Genomic DNA, 24,436 nt, shown 5'->3' with positions numbered 1-24,436 from the left:
GTCGTGTCGCCCGCACGCATTGCTCGCAAGTGGCACACCTGTCCGGGAGCGGGGCGAGCATCAGCCCGTACACGTGGCACACTTGGCCGCGTCGCACGGTGGGATAGGCGGCACGTGGCACACTTGCACAGCCGAGAGAAGCAGACGCCGACGTGATCGAACGTGCCGATGACTATTCCTGCACAATCCGGGCTTCGTCCAACTTCTCCACCGTTGATGGAATCAACGCCGGCCAGCGCCGGTCGGGATCGCGATAGTAACGTCATGCCTCGACGCCCTGATCCGCTGCCCCACAGCCTTGGCGTGCACTTCACGACCCGGCAGGCCCTCGCTGCGGGCGTCTCGCGACGACGGTTGCGAAGCCGCGACCTCACCGCTCCGTTCCACGGCGTTCGCCGCAGCGTCGCCGATGTGCGCGCACAGCAGCGCAAGAACTCCGCTGAGACCGGACCGTTGGCGATCACCCGGCGCATCATGCGCGACGCAGCGGCGCTGGCGCACGCCTATGCGCCGGCGATGAGTCCGCAGAGCTTCTATGCCGGCCGCACCGTACTGGCCCTGCGCGGGTTGCCATTCGCCGATGCCGAGATCCTTGATGTCGGAGTGATCGCTCCTCGACGCGCGCCGCGCGCAAGAGGCGTCCGCGGTCGCAAGATCGAGGAACGTCTGGTGCAGATCGAGGTCATCGGTGGCCTTCGCATCAGCAACGCATCGACGACATGGGCGATGCTGGCGCGCGAGTTGACCGAGCGCGAGCTCACAATCCTCGCAGATGCGATGCTCCACATCCCGCGGGATTCGAGCGGCACCCGAGATCCGGCGCGAGCGCTCGTGACGCATGCAGAGCTCGAAGAAGCGATGAGCGTGCCAGGAAGGCCCAGATTCGGTCGGCTGCACGCCGCCCTTGCACGCGCGCGCACCGGCAGCGCATCCGTGCTGGAGTCGGAATACAGGTTGGACGCCGAGGATGGCAGCCTTCCCGGCGCCGAGCTCGATGTCGAGATATTCGATACGAAAGGTCGACGTATCGGCATCTCGGAAATCGTGTATCCGAAGTACCGACTCGTCGTCGAGATAGAGGGCGACCACCACCGTACGTCTCGCGCGCAGTGGAATCGCGATATCGACAAGTACCGGGATTACGCGGATGCCGGATGGGAGGTCGTCCGGATAACGTCGGCACACATCCGCATACAGCGTTCAGCAGTCCAGACCGTCCGAGCAGCACTCTTGCGCAAGGGATGGCGCCCGGGCAACTGACCGGTTGACGTCGTCTTGACGCGTGCAAGTGTGCCACTTGGCCCGTTCGACGCCGGTTAATGCGGCCAGATGGCACACATGCTCAGGCACCCGCTCGACGCGGCGCGTGCAGGTGGCACACTTGGTCCCATCGCCCGGGCCTCTTGGGAGCAAGTGGCACACTTGCCCGCAGCGCCTGGGACGTACGCACTCGCCGTACGCCCCGCCCACGCGCCCTCTACGCCGCGACCGCGGTGACCAGTATCGGGCGGTGATCGCTCGTGCCCTGCGGCAGCGTCGTGATGTTCGAGATGTCGAAGCCCACCGAGGTCGCGAAGTCGTAGTGCCCGCGGAACACCCGATACCGCGTGTACGTGCGGTCATCGCTGAGCGTCAGCGTGTACCCGTGCTCGCGCACCCGCTGCCCCAGGTTCTCCTTGAACACCGGGTAGTTGTAGTCGCCCACCATCAGCACCGGCATATCGGGCCCCAGCGACTGCAGTTCGTCGAGCGCCGCGCGGATCTGATTGCGGCGCAGCGAGTTGAGCGCCGTGAGCGGGGCCGCGTGGAACGAGGCCACGATCACGTGCCGCCCCGTGTCGATGTTCGTCATGCGCGCACCCAGCACGCGCTCATGGGCGGGTTTGAGCACACGGTCGTGAAGGGACTTCTTCAACCCGATGGTTCGCACCGCATCGACCCGGAACGTATTGCGGCGCACGTACATCGCGAGCCCCAGCCGGTTGCCGCTGGTCGCCTCGATCAGTGAGAGCCCGTCGATATCATCGCGCAGATCCTGTGTGTCGCACTCCTGAAGGCAGAGGATGTCAGGATCGTGCACGCTCACCAGCTGCGCGAGCTCGCCTGCCGCGCGATGCTTGCGCAGGTTGTACGAGATCAGCCTCATGCACCCACGGTACCGCCGTCAGCGCTTCGATCGGCGCTTGGTGAGGTCGGCCGCGTTCGGAGCGTTTCCCGGCAGCAGCCGTTCGCGCACCAGCACCCGCAGGCCGACTTCGCGGTGGTAGGCGAAGATGCCGAGCAGGGCCGAGGCGAACAGCATCCCCTGACCGACGGCGAGCGCGATCGATGCATCGACGCCCTCCCAATCGACCATCGCGATTCCGCCCGCGATGATCAGCACCGCGGTGCCGAAGCCCGCCAGCGTCATCGTGGCGAGGCTCACGGCGGACTCGCCGTTCAGCAGCTCTGCCACCCGGCGCTCGTCATCGACGCGCCGGGCACCGCCGGCGACCAGCCAGCGCCGCAGGACCTCTTCGATGACGATGCGCCGCGCGGCGACGACGAGCCACAGCACCGCGCAGATCACGCCGGCCACGGTCAGCATCCCGCCGCCGAGCGAGGTGGCCGAATCGATGAGGCTCTCCCCCGTCGGACCGAAGGTGCGCTGCTCGCAGTTGCGGCACGGCTGACGCAGCAGCACCCCGAACAGGAAGATCAGCGTGCCGAGACCGAGCATCCACCCGAGCACGGTCGTCCAGGCTCCACCACGGCGGCCTGTGCGGAGCATCCGCGGCAGCTCCGCCACCGGCAGCGTCTTGCGCAGCGCGCGTTCCGCCGCGTCGGCGCGCGGCACCTGCCATCCCCAGGCGGACTGCAGGCCGGCGATGAGCTCCTCCTGCGCGGGTGCGCTGCGGCGACCGTACGCCGTCATGGCGTACCCGACCAGGAAGAGTCCGAGCACAACGGCCGTGATGATCAGGCTGATCACCAGGCTGTCGAAGTCCTCACCGGCCATGTAGATCGACAGCAGCACGCAGAGGGCCAAGACGATCCCGGTGATCCAGCAGATCACCGTGCCCGCGTCGCGGCAGGTCTTGGCCGGTGACGTCTTCAGCGACTCCCGCACCGCCCGCGGCGGCACGGATTCGGGATGCTCGTCGATCAGCGCCTCGACCGCGGCCAGCGTCACGAACGCGCGGGCGACGGTCAGGGTCGGCCACGCGATGAGCATCACGCCCCAGCTGATCAGCACCGGCCCCATGGAGGCCCGGAACAGCGCATCGAAATCCAACCCGACGCCCAGCAGACCGAGCACTCCGGTCTCTTCGACCACGATCGCCAGGACGACCACGCCCAGGAACGTCACGACCGATCCCAGGGTCAGGCCGATCAGCACGTTGGTCAGAGCCGTGACGATCTGCAGTCCGGGCGACCGGATCTCTCTGACGCGAGGCGCGTCTTCGGCGGATGGCTCAGTCATCGGCATCCGCCGTACCGCCGTCGCGATGCTCGCGGTCGCGACGTGCGCGCGTCTGCTCGGCGCGGGATGCCAGCAGCTCATCGGCCGGATACCCGACCTCGGCGAGGGTCAGCCCCCGCGCCGGGAGCACCTTGAACGCGCTGGTGCGGGTGAGCTCGTCACGCAGCCGGGCGACATCGTCGACCTCGAGCTTGCCCTCCCCCACCGCCGCGCACGCACCGACCAGCGCGCGCACCATGCTGTGACAGAACGCGTCGGCCTTCACCTCGGCGATCAGCACACCCTCGGCATCGCGACGCCAGCGGTAGTCGAGCAGCGTGCGGATCGTCGTCGCCTCCTCACGCGGCTTGCAGTACGCGGCGAAGTCGTGCAATCCGATCAGGGTCTGCGCGGCAGCATCCATCCGCTCTTCGTCGAGATCTGCGCGCACCGTCGTCGTGTCGCTGCGACGCATCGGGTCGTACCCGACCGCGTTGTCGGCGAGGCGGTAGCGGTAGCGACGCCACACCGCCGAGAAGCGCGCATCGAAACCCTCGGGAGCGAGACTCGTGCGGGTCACCGTCACGTCGGGGTAGTTGCCGAGAACACCGCGGATGCGACGCGCCAGCGACCCCGCAGGATCGGATGCTGCGCGCCCGTGCCGCGACTGCACGCGGGCCCACTGTGCCTCGTCGAGATCCAGGTGCGCCACCTGGTCGGCGGCGTGCACACCGGCATCCGTCCTGCCCGCGACGACGAGCCGCACCTCGGAGCCGACGATGCGCGCGATCGCCGTCTCGAGCGTGCCCTGCACCGTGCGATGCCCCGGCTGCACGGCCCAGCCACGGAAATGGGTGCCGTCATAGGCGATGTCGAGGCGGATGCGCACGGAACAAGCCTAGAGGCCCGGGCGGATTGCGCTCGGCGGGTGCTGCCGCTCAGTCGATGGACCCCGCTTCGGGTCGGGTGCCCTCGTGCGCAGTCTGGTCGACGTCAGTCCACACCTCGGTCATCTGCTCGATCAGCCCGTCACGCACACGCACGAACGTGGCGCACTCGAAATGGTTCACCTCGTCACCTGATCGCGACGTGACGTGCGAACGGCAGGCCGCAGCATCCGGCTCCCCCACGATCTCTTCCACGATCAGGCGATCGAAACCGGGATACTCCGCATTCAGCCTGATCCAGGTCGCACGATCGAAGGATTCGCCGGTGTGGACGTATCGGCATGAGAAGCCCTCGTGGAGGTAGCGCTCGAGATCACCCCAGCGACGCTCGTCGATGGCGGACATCAGGCCATGAAGCAGCTCGGCAGCAGTCATGGTGGCAGGCTACTGTCCACCACCGACGAAGAGGCGTACCGTCGGCAATGAGAGGGGGCTGCCATGACTGGTGAACAGCCGCACCGCGTTCGGCGATCCGGTGTGCCGGATTACTGACGGCGCACCGGGCGTGCGGTGTGTCGGGGCTGCGACACGCCGCGCGAGCACCCGGTCGTCAGTAATCCGCTACACAACTGGGCATCTGCCCCTTCGAAGTCAGGCGACGGCGACCTTCGGCTTGGCCCACGACCGGCCGCGGGTGTCCTTCAGGATCGTGTACTCCACATCGACGTGCGGTTCGATCGCGCTGTACTTGTCGTTCGGCGCGCCGATCACCAACTGGAACCCCAGCCCCCGCCAGGCGCCGATCGCCCGCCGCGTGAAGTGCGCATCCGCCTTGATCAGCGCCTCGTCCATGAACACCGGCGCATACCGGGGTCGCTCGGCACCGGCATCCCCGAGCTGGTAACGCAGCGCCGCACCCACGATGAACGCGACCAGCTCCTGCGACTCACCACCCGACTTCTCACCGATGTGGTCGTACAGCGCGACGTGCTCGCGGGTGTCGGCGAGCACCCGCTCGGCACTGACCCGCACGTGATTGCGCACGTCGATCAGCTCGGCGAAATCGGGCGCGGTGCGCCGCATGCGAGCGATCAGACGGCTCATGCGCCGGTACGCGTTCTCGCGCTCGTCGTCGGTCGACGCGGCCTCGATCAGCCCGCGCACCTCGCGCAGCTCGCGCCGGAAGCGCTTGCGCGCCTCGGACTGGTTCTCACGCGGAGTGATCTGCAGCCGGTGATCATCGTCGTAGAACGGCAGCTCCGCCATGATGCGGTTGATCGGATCGATGCGGTCCTTGATCTCGCGCACCGAACGGCTGAGCGTCGAGTCCAGGCTGGTCAGGTCGTTGCCCGAGAGCCGCAGCAGGCTGTCGCGCCACTCGCCCTCGAGCTCGTGCAGGCCACTGGTGCGCAGCGCCTCGAGGATGCGCTCGAACTCCGCGATCGACTCGTCCGGGTCGGGCAGCAGGTTCAGGTTCGGCCACCGCTCGAGGAACGACGTCATCAGCTGCCGCATGCGCTCACGCTGCTCGTCATGCCCGTCGATCGCCGCGCGACGATCGGCCGCCAGTCGCGCCGCGGCGGTCTTCAGCGCCAGATCCAGCCGGGCGAGCCGGTCGGTCGCGCTGACAGCATCCGACGAATCCACCAGCATGAACCGCTCGTCGAGGAACGCGCCCTGCGACCCATCGAGCACCAGCTCGGCCGTCTCGGCGGCATCAACGATGCGCTGGCAGTCGTCGACGTCGTCGGTCACCTCGCCCCACCGCGCCTCGACCCGGTCGCGCTCGGCGACCAGACCGCCGATCTCGCCGCGCAGCACCGAGGCGGTGACCCGCAGGTTCTCGGCGCGCTCCTTCAGCTGCCCGACCTCGGGATTCGAATCGGTGACCTCGGCCTCGACGGATGCCCACCGCTCGCGCTCGGCGACGAGGGATGCCACATCGATCTGCTCCCACGTCAGGTCCTCGATCAGCGCGAACGCCTTGCCGCGGCCCTCGATGCCGTCGAGGGCGGCCTCGGCCGCAGCGACAGCATCCGACGCCTGCTGCACCCGCGCATCGAGCGCGCCCAGCCGCTCTTCGAGGTCGCGCAGACGGCGTTCGTTCGAGAAGCCCAGCACGTTCTCGCGTCCGTGCCCGCCATGCGCGCCGCGGGTGCCCTGCGACATCTGGCCGGCGATGGTCAGCGCCATGCGATGCTCGCCCAGCTGCGCCGACGAATCGACGCACACGAAGCCGAAGCGCTCCTCGAGACGCTGCTGCAGCCACCCGGTGAACGGCGTCGAGCGGTGCTCGAGCCGGCCCGGCAGCGTGCGTCCGTCGGCGGGCTTCGCCTGTGCGAGTCCCGTCGGCACACCCTCGTACCGCAGCCGCACCGGCGTGCGCAGTGCGTCGATCGCCGCGCGGAACCGCGCCAGATGCGTCGTGTCGATCAGCAGGGTGGTCGCGAAGCCGCCGAGGGCGTGACCTACCGCCTCACGCCACGGCTCGAACTCGGTGCGAACCTCGATCAGCTCGCCGACGAACGGCAGGTCGTCGGCGTCGAGCCCCGCCGCGTCCGCCAGCAGCATCCGCGTCTCGTGCAGAACCGAGGGGATGCTGCCGCGCAGCCTCCCGGCGTCCTCGCGCTCAGCATCCAACTCCTTGCGCTGCTTCACGAGCGCGCTGTGCGCGGTCATCGCGTCGGCGAACGCCGCCCGCGCAGCCCGCCGCTCGTCGTCGGCACCGGCGGCCCTCGCCTGCGCCGCCACCTCGGCGAACTGCTCGGCGGTCTCGGCTACGAGACCCAGCTCGCGCAGCGCCGCATCGACACGGTCGCGTTCGCGCTGCACATCGGCCAGGCGCCGCTCGACACCGCGCAGCTCGCGGTGCGCGGCCTCGAGGCGGTCGCCGCCCGACTGCCGCAGCAGATCGAGCAGGCCGTCGCGCTCGGCCTCGGCGCCGTCGACGAGCGCGTTCTTCTCTCGGATGCTGAGATCGAGCGCCCGCTTGCGCTCGCCCAGCTCGGACTCGACCTCACGGAGCAGATCCAGCCGGCGCTGCGCCCGCCACAGAGCGGCCCGCGACGACGAGTCGGCAAGGTCGCCGACCTCGTCGATCAGGCGCACCTGCTCGGCCGCGGCGGTGATGCGCTCACGGATCCCGGCGATCGGCTCGAGCGCGTTCACCTGCTGCCGCGCGGCGATCATGCTCGTGCGCGTGCCCTCGAGTTCATCGAAGTGGGCCACGACGGCATCCGCGGTCGCCATCGTCTCAGGCTCTTCGAGCACGAGACGCTTGTACAGGTCGTCGACCGTCGTGATCTGCTGCCCCGCCTGGATGCGGGCGAGCAGGCTCATCGCCTTGCCGCCCGAGCCCGCCGCACCGATACCGAGCACGGCGTGCAGTCGCGCCGTGAACTCGCGGTCGGTGCCGACCGGGTCGAGGCCGCGCTCGCGCAGCGACGCGTCGGTGAGGCGCTGGGATGCCGCCGCCTCGAGCTGTGCGAGATCGAAGTGCCCGTCGCAGGTGGCGCGCACGCGCACGGTGTCTTCGAGCACGCGCGCGCCCGCGGGGATGTACCAGGCGCGCACGGCGGTGAACCGCGACCCGTCATGATCGGCCCAGGTCATCGCGATGGCGGTCCAGGTGTCTTCGCCGTCGCCGCGCAGCACCCGCAGTCGGGTGCCCTCATCGGTGCGCGACTCGTCGATCTTGCCGCGCCCGTACGAGAGGATGTTGCGCTGGTCCTCACCGCGCGGACGACCGGTGATCCCGCCATTCGAGGCGCCGTTGAACGGCGTGGTGTGCGGCATCATCAGCGCGATGTACGCATCCATCAGCGTGGACTTGCCCGACCCGGATCCACCGCACAGCAGCGTGGCGTTCGGCGAGAACCGCACCCGGTGCGGACCGCCGTCGTAGCCGCCCCAGTTCACGAGTTGCAGGTCTTCGGCGACCCACTGCTGCCCGCGCGACTCGGCCGGGATGAGCCCGAAGAGGGTGTCGAGCATCGTCACAGGGCGGCCTCCGGGGTCGGGATCTCGTGCTGGTGTTGCAGGTTCTGCTGGTTCTGCGGGTTCTGCTGGGGCCGCGGGTGCTGCTGGCCACGCAGCCAGGCGCGCAGCTCGGCGAGCTTCTCGGCGCTGAGCACGACCTCGACGAGGGCGCTGATCCGGTAGCGTCCCGTGGTCTCCTCATCGACGACGCCCTCGCGGTCGAGCCGGTCGAGCGCCGCGCGGATCGCCCGCTGCTGTCGTGCGGTGCTGCCGTCGGCATCGGTGAGATAGCTCAGTACGGTCTGCTCGACGTCTTCGACGTCGATGCGCGGCGCCGGCTCTCCGGCGGCCGACTCGCGCTGGAACACCGTGCGCAGGTGCACCAGCACCAGGGTCTCGGTGCGGTTGTACGGCAGATCCTTCAACAGGATCGGCACCTCGAACTCGTCGGAGCGCACCTGCTGCTTGTACGCCAGCCCACGCCCGAGGTCGACCACCAGTCGCAGATAGAGATCGTGCAGACGCGACTCGATGATCTGCTGATGCTCGAGCAGCAGCGCCCACTCGGCACGGTTGCCCTCGGCGCTCAGAAACCGCTTCTGCAGCACCTGCGCCAGCACACGCCGCACCTCGGGATCGAGCGTTCCGCGGTCGCCAGGGAAGTGCTCGACGAGGTCGTCCTCCATCGACACGGGGGTGACGAAGGGGTCAGCCCCGGTCGGTGCGGTTTCAGTCATCGTCGTCCTCCTTCGTCGCGCGTGCCGTGACCGCGGCGAACGCGAACCGCCGGGTCGTGCCGTCGGGGCGCAGCGTCTCGACGGTCGACACCTCGTCGCCCTCGGTCATGCCGTTGCGGTGCGCGATCTCGAGCAGTCCGACCAGATCGACCGGGCGGCGCGTGTCGTCGGGCGCACCGGCGAATGCCTCTCCCAGGTCGAACGCCCCGTCCATTCCTGCCACGTACGCCTCCAGCTCGTCGTACCGCGGGCCTCCCCACGCCCGCGAGTCGCCCTCGATGTACTCGACGTCGTCATCAGCATCCGACAGCGGCGCCGGGGCACCCGGCGGACGCACATCTCCCACGCTCTGCCGCAGTCGGCCGAGGTCGATCAGCGGCAGGCTGCGCACCGGATCGACCGGAGCGGCAGCCGGAGCCGTCCTGGCCCAGTCGTGCAGTCCCGAGATCACGTCGCGCAGCAGGTCGTCGATCTGACGGTCGCGCAGCGGATCGTGCGTCTTCACCTGGCCGGTGATGACGTGGGATGCCCGCCGCTGCGCGGCCAGCACCTCTTCCACACCCAGCTCGACCCGGCGCCCGATGGCGTCGAACTCGGTGCGCTGAGCAGCGTCCATGTGCCGGGCGAACGGCTGCGCGAGCAGCGTGTGCAGCTGCTCGGTGAGCGCGTCGATGCGCTCGGGGTCGCCGATCAGGCGCAGCGCGCCGGCGAAAGCGCGTCCTTCGGGGGTCGACTGCATCACGTCGCGGGCGCGCTGCAGATACTCGCGCAGCACCTCGCCGGTGGGTCGCTCGTCGCGGCGCAGATGGGCGACGACGTCGCGCTGCATCTGCTTGAGCGACTCGGCGACACGGGTGAAGTCGGCGGGCAGCTCGCGGGCCAGGTGCAGCACGTTCTCGGCCTCTTCGTACAGCTCCTCGTCATCGATCGGCGCGGTGCCCTCGGCCTGGATCCGCAGGATCTCGGCATCCAGGGCATCCCGCTCGGCCGTCAGCCGCACGATGCGCTTGATCGGGTCGGCCTCGGCGCTGTCGGCCAGCCGTTCGACCGCCTCGAGCAGGGTGCGCACCCGCGAGTTCGACACCCGCGTGCGTCCGCCTCCGGTGCGACCGGTGATCTCGAGCGCCTCGACCGCGTGCGCCGAGAGCCGGTACACCTCGACGTCATCGTCGATCTGCTGCACCAGCCAGCCCTGCTTCGCCCAGGTGCGGCACACCTCGCGGCCCGTTCCGGCCGGGATGCGCCGGTCATCATCGTCGTATCCGCCGGCGCGCAGCTCGTCGAGGGCCTCGGCCACCTCGGCGTGCGCATCGGCGATCGGCACCGCCGGGCGGTCGGCCGAGAACAGCGTCGTCAGCGCGGAGACGACGAACGGCGCATGGCGCCCGTGCAGCAGGCCCAGAGTCGGGGTCCTGAACGCCGCGAGAGAGCGGATGTATGCCGCCTCGGCACGCGTACCTGTCACCGTAAGAGCCTACCCGGCACCGTCACCGCTGCCCCGCACCTGGCACCCTTGTCAAGGATGTTCCGGCCACGGCATCCGATCGCGATGATCGAGGCGTGCGACATCCTCTGCGACTCATCGCGTCGGCGACGGCGCTGCTGCTCGCCGCTCTGCTGGCCGGCTGCGGCATCAGCATCCCGACCGACCCCGACGGCACCCTCGACAGGGTGACCGGCGGCGAGCTGCGCGTCGGCGCGTCGCCCGACGCGGACCTGATCGACACCGACCCGGCTACGCCGACCGGGCCCCTGGCCGAACTCGTCACGGCGTACGCCGCTCGCATCGACGCCGACATCGATTGGACCGTCGACAGCGAGGAGACCCTGGTCGGGATGCTGGAGGCCGGCGATCTCGACCTGTTGGTCGGCGGCTTCACCGATCGGACGCCCTGGACCGACCGTGCGGGGATGACCCGCGGCTACAGCGGCATCCCGGGCGCCGACGGGCGCAAGATCGTCATGCTCGTGCCGCTCGGCGAGAACGCCTTCCTCAGTGACCTGGAGCGATTCCTCGACGCGGAGGTCGGATCATGAGCGTGAAGGGACTCCACCAGTTCGGGCGCACTGACCTGCCGCCCGAGCAGGCCAAGGCGATGAAGAAGGCGATCAAGTGGGAGATCTTCACGATGTGCTACACGGCGGTGACGATCGCCGTGGTCGCCTTCGTGGTCGGCAACTCGCAGGCGATGCGCACTGCCTGGATCGAGGACATGCTCTCGCTCGCGCCGCAGGTGGCGTTCCTGGTCGCGTACATCTTCGTGCGGCGCGCGCCGACGCGCAAGCACCCGTATGGGCTGCATCGCGCGATGAGCGTCGGGCACCTCGTCGCCGGGGTCGCGCTGCTGGTGGTCGGTCTGAATCTGCTGGTCGAGTCGGTGACCGGGCTGATCGCGATGGAGCATCCGACGATCGGCACGGTGCAGCTGTTCGGGCAGACCGTGTGGCTCGGCTGGCTGATGGTCGCAGTGATGTCGGTGATCGTCATCGGGCCGGTGTTCATCTACGGGCCCGCCAAAGCCAAGCTCGCTCCCGTGCTGCACAACAAGCTGCTGTATGCCGATGCTGACATGGCCAAGGCCGACTGGCATACGAACGTCGCCTCGATCATCGGCGTGCTCGGCATCGGCATGGGCGTGTGGTGGCTCGACGGCGCTGCGGCCACCTTCATCTCGGCGGGCATCGTCTGGGACGGCTGGCGAAACACGAAGGGCTCGGTGCTCGACCTGATGGACCAGCGCGCTACGACCTATGACGACAAGGAGGTCCACCCGCTCACCGGCGAGATCCTGAGGCTGCTACGAAGTCGTCGCTGGGTGTCGGATGCCGGTGTGCGCGTGCGCGATCTGGGCCAGGTGTTCCAGGTGGAGGCGTTCGTCGTGCCCACGCGGGCGAAGCTGCGGCTCGACGATGTGAACGAGGCGTCCGAAGCGATCGCGGAACTGGACTGGAAGGTGCAGGACGTCGTCGTGATCCCGGTGTCGGAGTTGCCAGACGAGGTCGACGACGGCAGGCACGAATGAGCGGTCTGCGACGCCGGACACGAGAAAACCCCCGGACTGTGCCGAGGGTTTGTGTGTTCTGTAGCGGAGGCGGGACTCGAACCCGCGACCTCACGATTATGAGTCGTGCGCTCTCACCAACTGAGCTACTCCGCCGCAATCGTCCATTCCGAAGAAATGAACGCTACGAGCCCCGAGTCAGGATTGAACTGACGACCCCTTCCTTACCATGGAAGTGCTCTGCCACTGAGCTATCGGGGCGTGCTGCCCGTGTCAGGGCAACCAGACGAGATTACCATCTGCGATGGCCTCTCGCGAAATCGAGCCGGTCAGTATTCGTACCGTCCCGCGTTCTCGCGCATCCACGGCAGCGGATCGATCGTCGAGCCGTTGATGATGATCTCGAAGTGCAGGTGCGCGCCGTACGAACGACCGGTATTGCCGACCCGTCCGATGATGTCGCCGACCTTGACCTTCTGCCCCGCCTGCACCTGCAGGGAGCCATACTGCATGTGCGCGTAGTGGCTCGTGACGACCTGCCCGTCGATGACGTGATCGATGTAGACGTTGACACCGTACGCGCCCCCCGCCTCGGTCGCCGTGCGCACGACACCGTCGGCGATCGCCTGGATCGGTGCCCCGTTTCCGGGCACGAGGTCGATACCTGCGTGCAGGCGACCCCAGCGCTGACCGTACGGCGAGCTCATCGCCACACCGACGATGAACGGCCACTGGATCGCCGCGTCAGGATCGTTGGTGTACAGGCTCTCCGAGAACTTGATGCCCTCCTCGGCGGCCACCTCGCTGAGCGAGACCGTCGAGAACGACTCGGAGCGCGCGAGCGCTTCACCCTCGACGTCGGACGATGCGACATACGCCTGGATCTCGTCGTCGGAGACCTTCGGCGCCCGGTTCTCGCCGGGAGCGACGAGCGAGGCTGCGGCGCGGGCGTCGGCGCCCTGCGAGGCGGCGACGGCGCTGACGGGAAGCGTCATCGAGACGGCGATGAGACCGGCGACGCCCATCACACCGAAGCTCGCGCCTGCGGCGACGACCCGTCGCAGCATGCGGCGCGGACGGCGCGGGGCGATGTGCGCGGGTGCGGCGCCCTCGACGACCGGCTCGTCGGCGACGTGGACGTCGGTCGTGTCGGCGGAGTTGGTGGCGGTGGAGTCGGATGCCGGTGCGGCGGCCTCACCGTCGGCTGGTGCGAATCCGAATGCCTCGGATGCCTCCGCGAAGGCGTCGACGCCGGATGCGGCGGTCTCGGGCCTGACCGCGATGAGTTCGGGAACGGTCGGAGTTGCGGCCGCTGCGGTTTCGGCGATGATCTCGGCGGGAGCCGTCATCGGCTGCACGACCGGCGTGCCGGATGCGGCAAGACGACGGGCGCGGCGGCTGGTCGCCGCGGTGGAGATCGCCGTCGCTGCGGTGGGCGCCTCGGTCACGACCGGAGCAACATCGACCGGAGCAACATCGACCGGAGCGATATCGACCGGAGCGACCTCGACAGCAGGGCCCTCGGCCCGTACTGCTGGCGTGATGTGCGTGACGTCCGGGGTTGCCGAGTTCGCGGGGGTCGCCAGAGCGGCGGCGCGAAGTCGATTGGACCGGCGCGTAGGCACAGCGCCATCCTCGGAACGTACAGGGGGCAAATCAGATCTCTCGGGTAGACATCAAGCGGGGGGCTTCATCGTATTTCACCTCGGGCGGCAAAAGTAACGATCGGGTAAACAGTACACGCTCGTGGCTGGGAAAGCCATGAATCTGAACATATTCAATCACATGCGGTCGGCGGCCCCTGAGACCAGCGCGCGCAGCCGCTCGTGCACCTCAGGACCTCCGGCGATCACCATCGGCCGCGGGGCGTCGAGCTCGAGTCGGCTCACCTCTCCGCCGGCTTCTTGCACGATGATCGCGCCGGCTGCGAAGTCCCAGGCGTTGAGTCCGCGCTCGAAGAATCCGTCGAGACGACCCGCCGCGACGTACGCGAGGTCGATCGCCGCAGAACCCATCCGCCGCAGGTCGCGGGCCATCGACATCACCTGCCGCACCATCGCCAGATCACCGTCGTGCGTGGCCGGGTCGTATCCGAAACCGGTGCCGAGCAGAGCTCCGGCAGACGTGTCCGTGGTCACGGCGAGGCGGATGCCGTCGTGCCACGCCCCCTCACCGCGCGCCGCCGTGAACAGCTCGCCGAGCCCCGGTGCGCACACGGCCCCGGCGACGCCCCGCCAGCTCTCCGGCTCGGGTTCGCCCTCGACGACGGCGATGCTCACCGAGTACGCGGGCACGCCGTACGCGTAGTTGACAGTGCCGTCGATCGGGTCGACCACCCAGGTGAATCCGCTCGTTCCCCGCTCGGCGCCCGTCTCCTCGCCGAGGAACCCGTCGGCGGGGCGCTCACGGCGCAGGCGATCGCGGATGAGCTGCTCGACCTCGCGGTCGGCCTCGGTGACGATGTCGGCCAGAGTCGACTTCGTCGCCGCCAGTGAGACCCCCTCGCGGCGTCGGCGCCGGGCCAGGTCACCGGCCTCCTTCGCGATGTCAGCGGCGAGTGCACCGAGTTCGGCGGGTGTCGCTCCCTGATCGGCGGCCGTCACCGGGATTCTCCCGGCGCGTGCGGCGGCACGGGCGGGGCGGGTGGGGGTGGCGGCGCCTGCGTCGCCCAGGATTCGGGGGCCGACGGAACCGGCGGCACGGGCTGCTGCTCGGGCTGCGGCGGTGCAGGCTCGGCCTGTGCGGTGGGCGCCGGGGCATCCAGCACCGGGAAGCTCGCTGCTGCCGCACGCTGGTCGTACGTCGGGTAGCCGGTGTAGTAGGCGTTCCAGTCCGGGCTGCCGTCGGGCATCACCGGCAGCGGCGTGCGACCGTCGGCATAGGTCGGCCAGGCGCTCACGGGCTGGGGCGACTGCGCCGGGGCGAAGGTCGTGGCCATCTGCGCCGGAGGCGCCGTGCGCAGGCGGGGAGCGAACAGGGCGTTCAGCAGCGGGATCAGAGTCGTGCCGACCGCCGCGAGGATCGCCAGGGCGATCACGATGCGCCAGTACAGATCGTCGTACTCGAACAGGTCGGGGAACGTCAGGAAGAACACCAGCATCGCGACCAGGCCGGCGAGCATCGCGAAGGTCACCATCACGATCACGCGCGTGAACGTGGTGACGTAGCGCTGGGATGCCGTGAGGAACAGTCGCACGTGCAGCAGCGCGAGCTGCAGGATGCCGATCACCAGCAGGAACTGGAAGAACCGCCCGGTGATCCATCCGAACTCGCCGTCGGCCTCGGGAAGCCAGATCTTGACCGCACCCACCAGTAGCGCGATGATCCACGTGATCATGCTCGCCAGCGCCAGCCAGTCGGGACGACGCTCGGCGAGGTGCGACTCGGCGATCGCGATGCCGGCGAACAGCGCCAGCAGCAGGATCGTCAGGAAAGCACGCCCGATGATGCCGTCCTGGTCGCCGATGAGCACCCAGACCACGCAGACGAGAGCTGCCGCGATGAGTGCGCCGATGGCGATCCAGATCGCGCCACGCAGAAGCTTCGAGGTCATCGGCTTCTGATCATCGGTGCGGGGTGTGACGTCTGACATGAGAATCCTCCCGACGGTGTCGAGTCTCATCCTCCCACGAGGCGATCACACCGGACGGAGGCTGTGGATAACCCCGCAGGGGCGTGTCAGCGCGCCGACTTCTTCCTGGATGCCGCAGCGAAACCGGCCACGCGCGCCTTGGCATCCGGCGTGTCGAAGGCGTCCCCGATCGTGCGGGCCTCCTCCGCGAGCTGCTCGGCGAACGACCGCGACGGCCGCGAACGAATCAGACGCTTCGCCTGCCCGTACGCGCCGGCCGCTCCGGCCAGCCAGAAGCGGGCGACCTGCTCGGCGCGCTCGCGCACAGCATCCGCCTCTGCCTCCGCGTCGGCCACTGAGCCCGTCGAAGGGCCGGCGACGGCCTCGGCGACGAGGCCCCACTCCACCGCCTCCGCCGCGGTGAGCAGGCGGTCCTGCAGCACGAGCTGCAGCGCACGACGCTCGCCGATCGCACGGGCGAGCTGCGCCGTGACCGACAGGTCGGGGGTGAGACCGATGTTCGCGTACAGGCTGCCGATCTTCGAGCTCGCACCGACGACGGCGTAGTCGCTGCACATCAGGATGCCCAGACCGCCGCCCGCGGTCGTGCCGTGCGCCGCCGCGACGACGGGGATCGCCGATCGGGTGAGCGAGAGGATGCCCTCGTTGATCACCTGCGCGAGCGAGGTGATGTCCGCACCGCGGCCCATGGTGTTCGCCATCGCTATCACGTCGCCCCCTGCGCAGAACGAGCGCCCGGCGCCACCCAGCAGAATCGCGCGCACATCGTCGCGGCCGACGGCCTCAGCCGTGGCGTCCCGCCAGGCGACGGCGAGTTCGGCGTCGAAGGCGTTCAGGCTGGCGGGGCGGTTCAGCGTGATTCGGGCGATGCCGTCGTCGACGGTGAACAGGATGGGGTCGCTCATGGATCTCCTTCGATACGCGGGACGGAGTCTCAGCCTATCCGGCACCGAGGTTCGCGGGCTGCGCCACCGTGACCGACCCGGTCATCAATCCTCGGCGAGCACCCGCAAGACGAAGTCGTGCATGCGGTGGCGGGTGCCGTCGAGTCGCTGGTCGGCCTGCCCCGGCGGGCGCACCTCGTTCGGGGCGAGCGGATGCGCGAGGCGCACGTTCTCGTGGCACGACAGGTCGGCACAGATGTACGTGCCTGCACTGTCACCGCGGCGCCCCTTCGCTCCCCCGCGGCGGGCGGTCAGCAGCGCCACCTGGTTGCCGGGCTGCAGGGTGCGGCAGATGTTGCACATGCCCGAGCGCACTCGGGCCGGGTCGGTCGCCCGCAGCACGATCCCGCGCGGTTCGCCCTCGTGCTCGACGATCACGATGCCGCGCCTGCTCGATTCCGGATCCCGCCAGGCGAGGAAGTCCAGATAGTCCCAGTCGATCAGGATGAAGTCATGCGGCATCCCGATCTGGGCGATCTCGTCGGCATCCGCATTGCGGATCGCCGCTCGCACCTGTTGCTCGGTCAGTGGTCGCATCGCTCCAGTCTAGGAAGCCACCTCGGTCGCCTCCTCAGGCACGCGCTCCTTGCCACGGATCAGGAATCCGAACCCGAAGGCGACGAAGAACATCAGCACCCCGTACACGGCGGCGGGCAGGCTGAGTTCCATCGACCCCAGCACCGACTGAGCGATGACGATGGCGAGGGTGGCGTTGTGGATGCCGATCTCGAACGACGACGCGATCGCCTGACGGGCGCCGATCTTCAGCATCCGCGGCACGAAGTAGCCGATGGTCAGGCTGATGACGCAGAACAGGATGGTGATGAGGGCGAGCTGCGCGAATTTGTCGACCAGCAGCTGCCAGTTGGAGGCCACGGCCCCGGCGATCACCACGACCAGGATGATCACGCTGGCGATGCGCACCGGCTTGTCCATGCCCTGCGCGAAGCGCGGCCAGAACCGGCGGATCAGCATCCCCGCCGCCACCGGCAGCAGCACGATCGCGAACACCTCGAGCGCCTTCGCCCACTGCAGGCCGAGCTGGTCGTCGAAGGGCTCGAAGTACCAGATCGCGAAGTTCGTGATCACCGGCAGCGTGACAACCGCGATCACCGAGTTCACGGCGGTGAGCGAGATGTTCAGCGCGATGTCACCGCGGAACAGGTGGCTGTACAGATTCGCCGTCGTGCCGCCCGGTGAGGCCGCGAGCATCATCATGCCGACCGCGAGCACAGGCGGCAACTGGAACGCCAGCACCAGCCCGAAGCAGATCGCCGGTAGCAGCACGAGCTGGCACAGCAGCGCCACCATCACCGCCTTCGGCTGCTTCAGCACACGCGCGAAGTCGGCGAGGGTGAGGCTCAGGCCGAGGCCGAGCATGATGATCCCGAGTGCGACGGGTAGTCCGATGGTGGTCAACGCTGATCCCATGGAACTGAGTATGGCTCATGGGGAGTCTCGGTGTCGCTCCTGCGTGCGCGTCATCCCGCGGCGTCGATCACCGCCGCGATCTCGCCGTACCCCTTCTCCACGGCGAGCTCGCGGGCAGTGCGCCCGTTGCCCTCGGGGATCGTGGGGTCGGCGCCGGCTTCGAGCAGCATCCGCACCGTCTCGACCTGGTTCGGCCCGCCGTCGTTCAGGATGATCGCCTCGTGCATGGCCGTCCAGCCGAGGTTGTTCACGTGGTCGACGGGCACCCCCGCGTCGATCAGGATGCGCACCGTACTGAGATGCCCGTGCTCGCTGGCGGGGATCAGCGCGGTGCCCCCGAAGCGGTTCACGCTGCGCACATCGGCGCCGTGTTCGATCGTCATCACGAGGATCTCGTCCAGGCCCTCTGCCCCGGCGTACAGAAATGCCGAGTCCTGGATGTCATCCTTCGCGTTCGGGTCCGCACCGGCATCCAACAGCACCTTTGCGGGCTCGACGCGATTCTGCTTCGTCGCGGCGATCAGCGGCGTCGCCCCGTCGGCTCCGCGCGACTCGAGGTCGGCACCGGCGTCGATGGCCCGCTGGGCAGCATCAGCATCGTCCGCCTCCACGGCAGCCCACAGCGCGCGGGTCGCGTCGTCGGCGCCGCCGCGCGTCACGCCCGGGGTGTCTGATGCCGGCGCACATGCGGCGAGCGCTCCGAGTGAGACGAGGGCGGCGAGCGCGAGCAGGGCGGATCGGATGCTGATCATGCCTCAATCCTCCACGGCGAAGATCCCGTGCGCACCCCGCTCGGCGTCGATCATGAAGTGCGACACGAACGGATAGTGGCCTGCTTCGGGGAAGGTCAGCTCGACGAAACCGCCCTGCGCCACGGCGAGCGGCAGCACCTGCGCGCCGGTGCCCTCGGCCCGGTTGATCGAGTACGCGCCCTCCGACCAGACCGTATCGAACTGCCCGCCCACGACGTGGAAGCTGCTGGGACGCTCGACACCGGCATCCAACACCCACACCCGCACCCGCTCGCCGACGCGCGCTGGCAGCGGCGCGTGATCGTACTGGTTGGCGTAGCCGTTGAAGGTCACGAGGTCGGGGTTGCGGGTGGCCATGGCATCCACGTCGACCAGGCCGCCGTCGTGGTCACCGAGGTAGTACTCGCCCTGCACCAGCACGTAGCTGCGGTCGACCGCCGGCAGGTCGTCGGGTTCGATGACGACCGCACCGTACATGCCGTTGGCGATATGGGCGCTCATCGGCATGGTCGAGCAGTGGTACATCCAGATGCCCGCTCGCGTCGCGGTGAACGTGTAGGTGAGGCTCTCCCCCGGAGCGATCGTGCGCATGGGTCTGTCGGGCGCGAGCGCACCGGCGTGGAAGTCGATCGAATGGCCCATCGTGCCGTCATTGACGAGGGTGACCTCGAACGTGTCGCCCACTCTGCCGTGCAGCACCGGGCCCGGCGCGGTGCCGTTGTACGTCCATAGCGTCTGGGTGACGCCCGGCGCGACCTCGCGCTGCTCGTCGGTGACAGTGAGAGTGACCTCTCGCGTCACCGGGGAATCGGATGCCGGCAGCGCCGGCAACACGGCATCGTAGGGTTCGAAATCGGGGCCCGGATCGGCCATTAGATCGGGGGCGCCGGCGTCGGCATCGTGGTCGCCCATGTCGTGGGCGCCGGCATCGGGATCGCCCATGCCGTGGTCGCCGTGGCCACCGGCATCCGACTCGGCGTCTTGCGCCGCGCCGGTCGCGACGATCTGCAGGGTCATGCCCATCTGGCGGTGACCGAGGATCGAGCACCACCCCCCGACGTCCTCGGTGATGACGCCGACGTCGATGGTCTCCGACTCTCCGGGCGCGAGGCGTCCGCCGGCGATGCCGTTGGCGAAGACCAGGTCGTGCACCTGCGACGCATCGGTGTTGGTGATCTCGATCACCAGGCGCGTGCCGGCCGGCACCTCGATGCGGTCGGGGGTGAAGCGCATGTCGGCGGCCTCGACCTGCACGGTCTGCACAGGGGCATCCGCGTCGCCGGTGGGGGCGGCGCTCCAGCCCATGCCCGCCGGGTCGGCCGCGGCGATGCCAGCCGAGACGAGCACGACGGCGAGCAGTCCGGCCATCGCCTGGCCCGCGCGGCGTCCGCGTGGCTGCTCGCCCTCGGGGGTGATCGGGCCGCGGCGCTTGTCGTGCTGGGCTGCCCCGTCGGCCTTCGCACGACGCTGCGCGCGCATTGCGCGGGGCAGGATGACCAGGAAGGATGCCATCGCGACGAGGTACATCATCGACGCGACCACGCGCAGCAGACTCGACACCGGCAGCGCGCACACGGCGAGCGCGGCGTTCGCGACCGTGACGCGCAGCACGCCGCCGGCATCGAACGCCGCGGTGCCGATACGCACGGGCGACGGTCCGCCGCCGAGCACCACCGGGATCAGATAGCTCAGCGCACCGAGCAGCACCTGCGCGGCGAAGCCGGCCGCGAGATACGGCACGACCTGGCCGAAGAGCGCATCGAGCGCGGCGAAGCCCTCGCCGGTGAGGGCGAACACCACCGCACCGACCGTGACCATGGCGACGGTGCCGGCCCACCACACCAGCGCCGCACCCACCGAGAGCGCAGCGAAACTGTACGGCGGCTTGTTGCGGGCGGCGCGCACGAGCGACAGACCGATGATGACCAGACCCGCCAGGTAGCCGGCGAGGCCCAGCGCCACGATCAACAGCTGCTCGACGACGGCTCCGGCCGCGGCGACCACGACACCTCCGGCGAGCACCGGCAATGCACGAGCAGCGCCGATCGCCGCATGCTCGTCGGCGCGGGTGCGCAGGATCGTCGGCCACAGCGTCACCACGGTGCCCGCGACGGTGAGACCGATCCAGCCGAGCGCGTTGATCAGCGCGTGCGCGAGCACGAGGTTGGGTGCGCCGTCGCCGCGGGCCAGCCAGGCGCCCAGCAGCGCGCCGACCGTCAGCAGCGCGGCTGAGGTGATGTAGTACCGCACCGTGCGTCCGAACCGGCCCGGCATACTGCGCCGCGCGCGACGATACAGACTGATCCCGTGCCAGACGACGGCGGTGATCAGCGCGGCCGCGCCGACCAGCGTGATGGCCCAGATCGCCGTCATCACGCCCGCGACGATCACGGCCGTGCCGCTGTTCGACAGGATGAGTCGGATGTTCTGCCGACGCCGGTCATCGGCGGTGGCAGAACTGCGCAGCAGCGCGTACGAGAAGTACTGACTCCACACCAGGATCGCGTGCGTGACCGCGCCCAGCAGCAGCAGGTGCAGCATCAGCCACGTCGGCATCGGCACCCAGCGGTGCACGATGGTCGACAGCACCGTGAGCACCAGCCAGACCACGGTCGGGATATCGCGCATCGCCCAGAATCCGCGCCGCTTCATCGGGTCAGGAGCCTTGTCGGTCATTCTGCGTCCTTCTGCTCGACCGGAATGGAGGAAATCGCACGATCTGCAGGAGGCTTCAGCTCCAGGCCCCCTGCGTTTCGAGAGAGCTCCTGCGTTTCGTGCGCGCGGTGCTGATGCTGGGATGCCCGCGCACCGGCATCCGGCGACTTCGGCGGCCCGAGGATCGCGCTCGTCACGGCCGTCAGCAGGAACAGCAGCAGCGCGGCGACGCCGAGCACTCCCCCGATCTGCCACGCCACGGGCATCCCGAGGCCATCGCCGACCCACACCCGTACGATCAGCGCGACCTGCAGCAGGGCGATCGGCACCCAGAACGCCGGCCGGTACGGCAGCGGGATGCGCAGCACGGCGGGCAGGATCGTTGTCGCGTGCGCCATGATCATCGAGAACGTGTAGCCGAGGAACACCGCGTGGATCACGGCGTCGTACGCCGCCTGCTCGGTCGGCTCACCGAGCAGCAGCACGAGTCCCGCGACGGCGAGCCAGACGTAGCCGGCGAGGATGCACGCGGCCATGTACCGGGTGACGCCCGTCGCACGGATGGTGCGCCGCGCCACATCGTGCACGATCAGCCATCCGGTGAGCGACAGCAGCGTGATGCCGAGCAGGATCGCCCCGGCATCCGGCAGCACGAGACCGACGACGAGCGCGCCGGTCACCGCCCACGCATGGACGAGAAGTCGGATGCCCGCGCGCGGCCCCATGGTGATGCGGGCGAGTTCCACGCGCTCGGCGGCGATCGTGAGCACCAGGAAGCCGATCAGCCACGGGATGACGCGAGTCATCGTGTCCTGCCCGAGCCAGATGAGGGCACCGGCGAGGGCGAGACCAGCGCCGAGCAGCTGGGTGAGCAGAGCCGCGTCGTACTGGCGGCGCCAGAGCGGGATGTACAGCAGCACGAACGACGCGGCGCCCGCGGCGAGCACTGCCTTCGCGGCGGTCAGCGGCACGGGATCGGCGACGAGCAGCACTCCCCCGATGCCCAGCAGCGCCGGGGCGATGAAGCCGATCGGACGCGCGAGCGCCGTCGCCCGTTCAAGACTGATGAGCGTGCCGACGAAGCCGAGCACCAGCAGCATCCCGTGCACGTCGGGCAGGCGCTCGGTCGTGACCGGGGCGTCGAGGCCGAGCAGCAGGAGTCCCGCGTCGAGTCCCGCGAGCAGGGCGAGGCCGGCCGGCAGCATCCACAGCATCCGCCAGCTGCCGCGCCCTCCCTGTGTCCCGCGCGCTCCCCGTGCCGCGCGCGGTGTGGGGGCGCTCACGAGGCGGCCCGCAGGTGCAGGATGCAGGCGCCATCGGCGCGGAACGGCTGCAGTTCAGCATCCGATTTCTGCTCGCGCGAGCGCGCGATGCCTTCGATCATGCCCTCGTGCACGGCGCACACGACGTCGGACCGGCGGGCGGCCGCCGCGAGCAGCGGGCAGCGGTGCAGCACGATCGCGTCAGCGGATGCGTCGGGCTCGAAGCCCTGCTCGCGCATCGTCGCGAGCACCAGCTCGCGGGCATCGTCGGCCTCGGCGTACTGCGCGGCGATCTCGGTACCCCACTGCGAGCCGGATGCCCGCGCCGCGGCGACCGGATCGGCCGAGGTCTGCGCGAGGGCGTCGGCAAGCGCGAGCGCCAGCCCGGCGTACGGGTTCACCGCGTCGGCCGGTGGCGCCTCCCAGCGCCAGCCCGGTCGGCCGCGCCCCTGCGCCTGAGATCGGATGCGACGCAGCCGGCCATCCTCGCGGAGACGCTCAAGGTGCTCGCGCACCGTGTTCTCGTGCAGCCCCGTGGCCTCGACGATCTCGGCGGTGGTGGCGGAATCACGTGATTCGACCTCGCGCAGGATGCGTTCTCGGGTCGACGAATAGCGCCGCCCGTCGGCACCGCGTCGAGGCGTACGCTCGGGGTGCGGACGTTCCGGTTTTTCTCCGGGAGCCGAGTGCTTTTCCACGGAATCTATTGTAATAAAATCGAAGCGTCATCCCGCATCGATCGAGACGGAGAAAATCATGGCCAGCATCGAGATCCACAGCTCACGTTCCGTGGCGCACGACCAGACGATCGGCGGTGGCGGCAGCTGCGCCTGCGGCGGTCACGACGAGGAGCTGCCCGAACTCGACGTGCAGACCATTCCGCACGCTGTGCGTCACGCAGCGATCTTCGGCGCGATCGAGTCTCTGCGCCCCGGTGCAGCCATGGTCATCTCTGCCACGCACGATCCGGTGCCCCTTCTGACGCAGCTGTCGGCCAAGCACGGCGCCGCCTTCCACACCCGCTACCTCGACGAGGGCCCGGAGCGCTGGCGCATCCTGATCCGCAACGCGGCCTGAGCGGGGTTCGCCTGGGGACGACTGTGGGCCCCGCGACGCGGAGGCCCTCAGTCAGTTCTTCAGCGGGTTGTTCGCGTATCTCCGCGACGCCTTGAGTCTTCAGGGGTCGTACGCCCCATGTACGCGGGCAAATCCTCTGGCGCGGTGACGCTATTCCTCCAAGGAGAGTGAAGCTGTTTCAGTTTGCTCCCATGATCTGGGTTTTCCTCAACTGCGCCCCGCCGAACATCTGTGATCCGCGAGCCAGACGCGGAAGCTGTCCTGCCCGCTGTCTCCGACGTGTGGTGAAGTACACGAATGACCCTTCGATGCATCGACCACCTACTGGGCACTTCACTCGCTGGCCGCGAAGTCACACTGGCCTTTCCGAGCTCCACGGTGAGCCTCCGGTCATGGGCCCGGCGTTGAATCCGGCGTTGGGCCTCGCTCGACTCGCTCGTCCGCTTGCTCGGCCGACTGCCTGGCTCCTCCGCCGGAGGCAGACATATCTCCTGTGGAGACTGAGCCGGGCTATCCGGAACGCCGATGCATTCGACGTCGTGGGCAACATGTTCTTGTCAGTAGTCCCACTAAGCAGTGAACCTGGTGACGGGTCCGACGGCACTCGACTCTTGTCGCAGCCAGAACTGACGGCGCTGCTGTTCGCGGAGCGACGCTCCCCTGCGACACGTCGTCCG

General features: G+C 69.0%; 21 protein-coding genes and 2 tRNA genes. 4 read left to right on the top strand and 19 right to left on the bottom strand.

The window, feature by feature from the left end; genetic code table 11:
* Positions 1–303 precede the first annotated feature (303 nt).
* Positions 304–1,260 carry a hypothetical protein gene (locus tag WDU99_RS07855; protein ID WP_337331892.1) on the top strand — a complete coding sequence of 319 codons (957 nt, stop codon included), beginning with the start codon at positions 304–306 and terminating at the stop codon, positions 1,258–1,260.
* Between the two features lie 217 nt (positions 1,261–1,477).
* On the opposite strand, the gene WDU99_RS07850 is transcribed toward WDU99_RS07855, so the two are convergent.
* From WDU99_RS07850 to WDU99_RS07820, 7 genes are all read right to left on the bottom strand, one after another.
* Entirely contained in the window at positions 1,478–2,146 is a 669-nt protein-coding gene (locus WDU99_RS07850) for an endonuclease/exonuclease/phosphatase family protein (protein ID WP_337331891.1), read from the bottom strand.
* Between the two features lie 18 nt (positions 2,147–2,164).
* A complete protein-coding gene (locus WDU99_RS07845; RefSeq protein ID WP_337331890.1) occupies positions 2,165–3,463 on the bottom strand; it encodes a hypothetical protein in 1,299 nt (432 codons plus the stop codon).
* Positions 3,456–4,331: a tRNA pseudouridine(38-40) synthase TruA gene (gene truA / locus WDU99_RS07840; protein WP_337331889.1), complete on the bottom strand. Its 876-nt coding sequence runs from the start codon at positions 4,329–4,331 to the stop codon at positions 3,456–3,458. The genes WDU99_RS07845 and truA overlap by 8 nt, the downstream gene beginning before the upstream one ends.
* A gap of 49 nt (positions 4,332–4,380) precedes the next feature.
* On the bottom strand, positions 4,381–4,764 hold the full coding sequence (locus tag WDU99_RS07835; RefSeq protein WP_337331888.1) for a nuclear transport factor 2 family protein: 384 nt from the start codon (positions 4,762–4,764) through the stop codon (positions 4,381–4,383).
* Positions 4,765–4,980: 216 nt separating this feature from the next.
* Positions 4,981–8,328, bottom strand: coding sequence for an ATP-binding protein (locus tag WDU99_RS07830; RefSeq protein WP_337331887.1), 3,348 nt, complete (start codon positions 8,326–8,328; stop codon positions 4,981–4,983).
* Positions 8,325–9,044: a DUF4194 domain-containing protein gene (locus WDU99_RS07825; protein ID WP_337331886.1), complete on the bottom strand. Its 720-nt coding sequence runs from the start codon at positions 9,042–9,044 to the stop codon at positions 8,325–8,327. Before WDU99_RS07825 ends, WDU99_RS07830 begins: the two co-directional genes overlap by 4 nt.
* On the bottom strand, positions 9,037–10,509 hold the full coding sequence (locus WDU99_RS07820) for a DUF3375 domain-containing protein (protein WP_337331885.1): 1,473 nt from the start codon (positions 10,507–10,509) through the stop codon (positions 9,037–9,039). The genes WDU99_RS07825 and WDU99_RS07820 overlap by 8 nt, the downstream gene beginning before the upstream one ends.
* Before the next feature lie 95 nt (positions 10,510–10,604).
* On the opposite strand from WDU99_RS07820, the gene WDU99_RS07815 reads away from it, so the two are divergent.
* On the top strand, positions 10,605–11,081 hold the full coding sequence (locus tag WDU99_RS07815) for a type 2 periplasmic-binding domain-containing protein (RefSeq protein ID WP_337331884.1): 477 nt from the start codon (positions 10,605–10,607) through the stop codon (positions 11,079–11,081).
* The gene (locus WDU99_RS07810) at positions 11,078–12,067 is read left to right on the top strand and encodes a cation efflux transmembrane domain-containing protein (protein WP_337331883.1); all 990 of its coding nucleotides are present in this window, start codon (positions 11,078–11,080) and stop codon (positions 12,065–12,067) included. Before WDU99_RS07815 ends, WDU99_RS07810 begins: the two co-directional genes overlap by 4 nt.
* A 61-nt stretch (positions 12,068–12,128) precedes the next feature.
* Here WDU99_RS07810 and WDU99_RS07805 read toward each other — a convergent pair.
* The 12 genes from WDU99_RS07805 to WDU99_RS07750 form a co-directional block, all read right to left on the bottom strand.
* A tRNA-Met gene (locus tag WDU99_RS07805) sits at positions 12,129–12,202 on the bottom strand.
* A gap of 33 nt (positions 12,203–12,235) precedes the next feature.
* Positions 12,236–12,307 (bottom strand) — tRNA-Thr (locus WDU99_RS07800).
* Between the two features lie 68 nt (positions 12,308–12,375).
* On the bottom strand, positions 12,376–13,671 hold the full coding sequence (locus WDU99_RS07795) for a M23 family metallopeptidase (RefSeq protein ID WP_337331882.1): 1,296 nt from the start codon (positions 13,669–13,671) through the stop codon (positions 12,376–12,378).
* 156 nt (positions 13,672–13,827) lie between these two features.
* Positions 13,828–14,649: an inositol monophosphatase family protein gene (locus WDU99_RS07790; RefSeq protein ID WP_337331881.1), complete on the bottom strand. Its 822-nt coding sequence runs from the start codon at positions 14,647–14,649 to the stop codon at positions 13,828–13,830.
* Positions 14,646–15,638 (bottom strand): hypothetical protein, encoded by a 993-nt coding sequence (locus WDU99_RS07785; protein WP_337331880.1) that lies wholly within the window; start codon positions 15,636–15,638, stop codon positions 14,646–14,648. The genes WDU99_RS07790 and WDU99_RS07785 overlap by 4 nt, the downstream gene beginning before the upstream one ends.
* Before the next feature lie 86 nt (positions 15,639–15,724).
* Positions 15,725–16,543, bottom strand: a complete 819-nt coding sequence (locus WDU99_RS07780) for an enoyl-CoA hydratase/isomerase family protein (protein WP_337331879.1) — start codon at positions 16,541–16,543, stop codon at positions 15,725–15,727.
* A gap of 84 nt (positions 16,544–16,627) precedes the next feature.
* Positions 16,628–17,119: an FBP domain-containing protein gene (locus WDU99_RS07775; protein WP_337331878.1), complete on the bottom strand. Its 492-nt coding sequence runs from the start codon at positions 17,117–17,119 to the stop codon at positions 16,628–16,630.
* A 9-nt stretch (positions 17,120–17,128) separates the two neighbouring features.
* Positions 17,129–18,013, bottom strand: coding sequence for a bile acid:sodium symporter family protein (locus WDU99_RS07770; RefSeq protein WP_337331877.1), 885 nt, complete (start codon positions 18,011–18,013; stop codon positions 17,129–17,131).
* A 50-nt stretch (positions 18,014–18,063) separates the two neighbouring features.
* Entirely contained in the window at positions 18,064–18,765 is a 702-nt protein-coding gene (locus WDU99_RS07765) for an ankyrin repeat domain-containing protein (protein WP_337331876.1), read from the bottom strand.
* A gap of 3 nt (positions 18,766–18,768) precedes the next feature.
* Positions 18,769–21,441: a multicopper oxidase domain-containing protein gene (locus WDU99_RS07760; RefSeq protein ID WP_337331875.1), complete on the bottom strand. Its 2,673-nt coding sequence runs from the start codon at positions 21,439–21,441 to the stop codon at positions 18,769–18,771.
* Positions 21,438–22,703, bottom strand: a complete 1,266-nt coding sequence (locus tag WDU99_RS07755) for a hypothetical protein (RefSeq protein WP_337331874.1) — start codon at positions 22,701–22,703, stop codon at positions 21,438–21,440. Before WDU99_RS07755 ends, WDU99_RS07760 begins: the two co-directional genes overlap by 4 nt.
* Positions 22,700–23,380 (bottom strand): helix-turn-helix transcriptional regulator, encoded by a 681-nt coding sequence (locus tag WDU99_RS07750; protein WP_337331873.1) that lies wholly within the window; start codon positions 23,378–23,380, stop codon positions 22,700–22,702. Before WDU99_RS07750 ends, WDU99_RS07755 begins: the two co-directional genes overlap by 4 nt.
* Positions 23,381–23,438: 58 nt before the next feature.
* Here WDU99_RS07750 and WDU99_RS07745 point away from each other — a divergent pair, with 58 nt between their 5' ends.
* On the top strand, positions 23,439–23,759 hold the full coding sequence (locus WDU99_RS07745) for a DUF2249 domain-containing protein (protein WP_337331872.1): 321 nt from the start codon (positions 23,439–23,441) through the stop codon (positions 23,757–23,759).
* Positions 23,760–24,436 lie beyond the last annotated feature (677 nt).

The organism is Microbacterium bandirmense (genome assembly GCF_037204185.1).
GTDB lineage: Bacteria > Actinomycetota > Actinomycetes > Actinomycetales > Microbacteriaceae > Microbacterium > Microbacterium bandirmense.
Note: the sequence above shows the minus strand (reverse complement) of the source record. Positions and strands in the feature narration are given on the sequence as shown.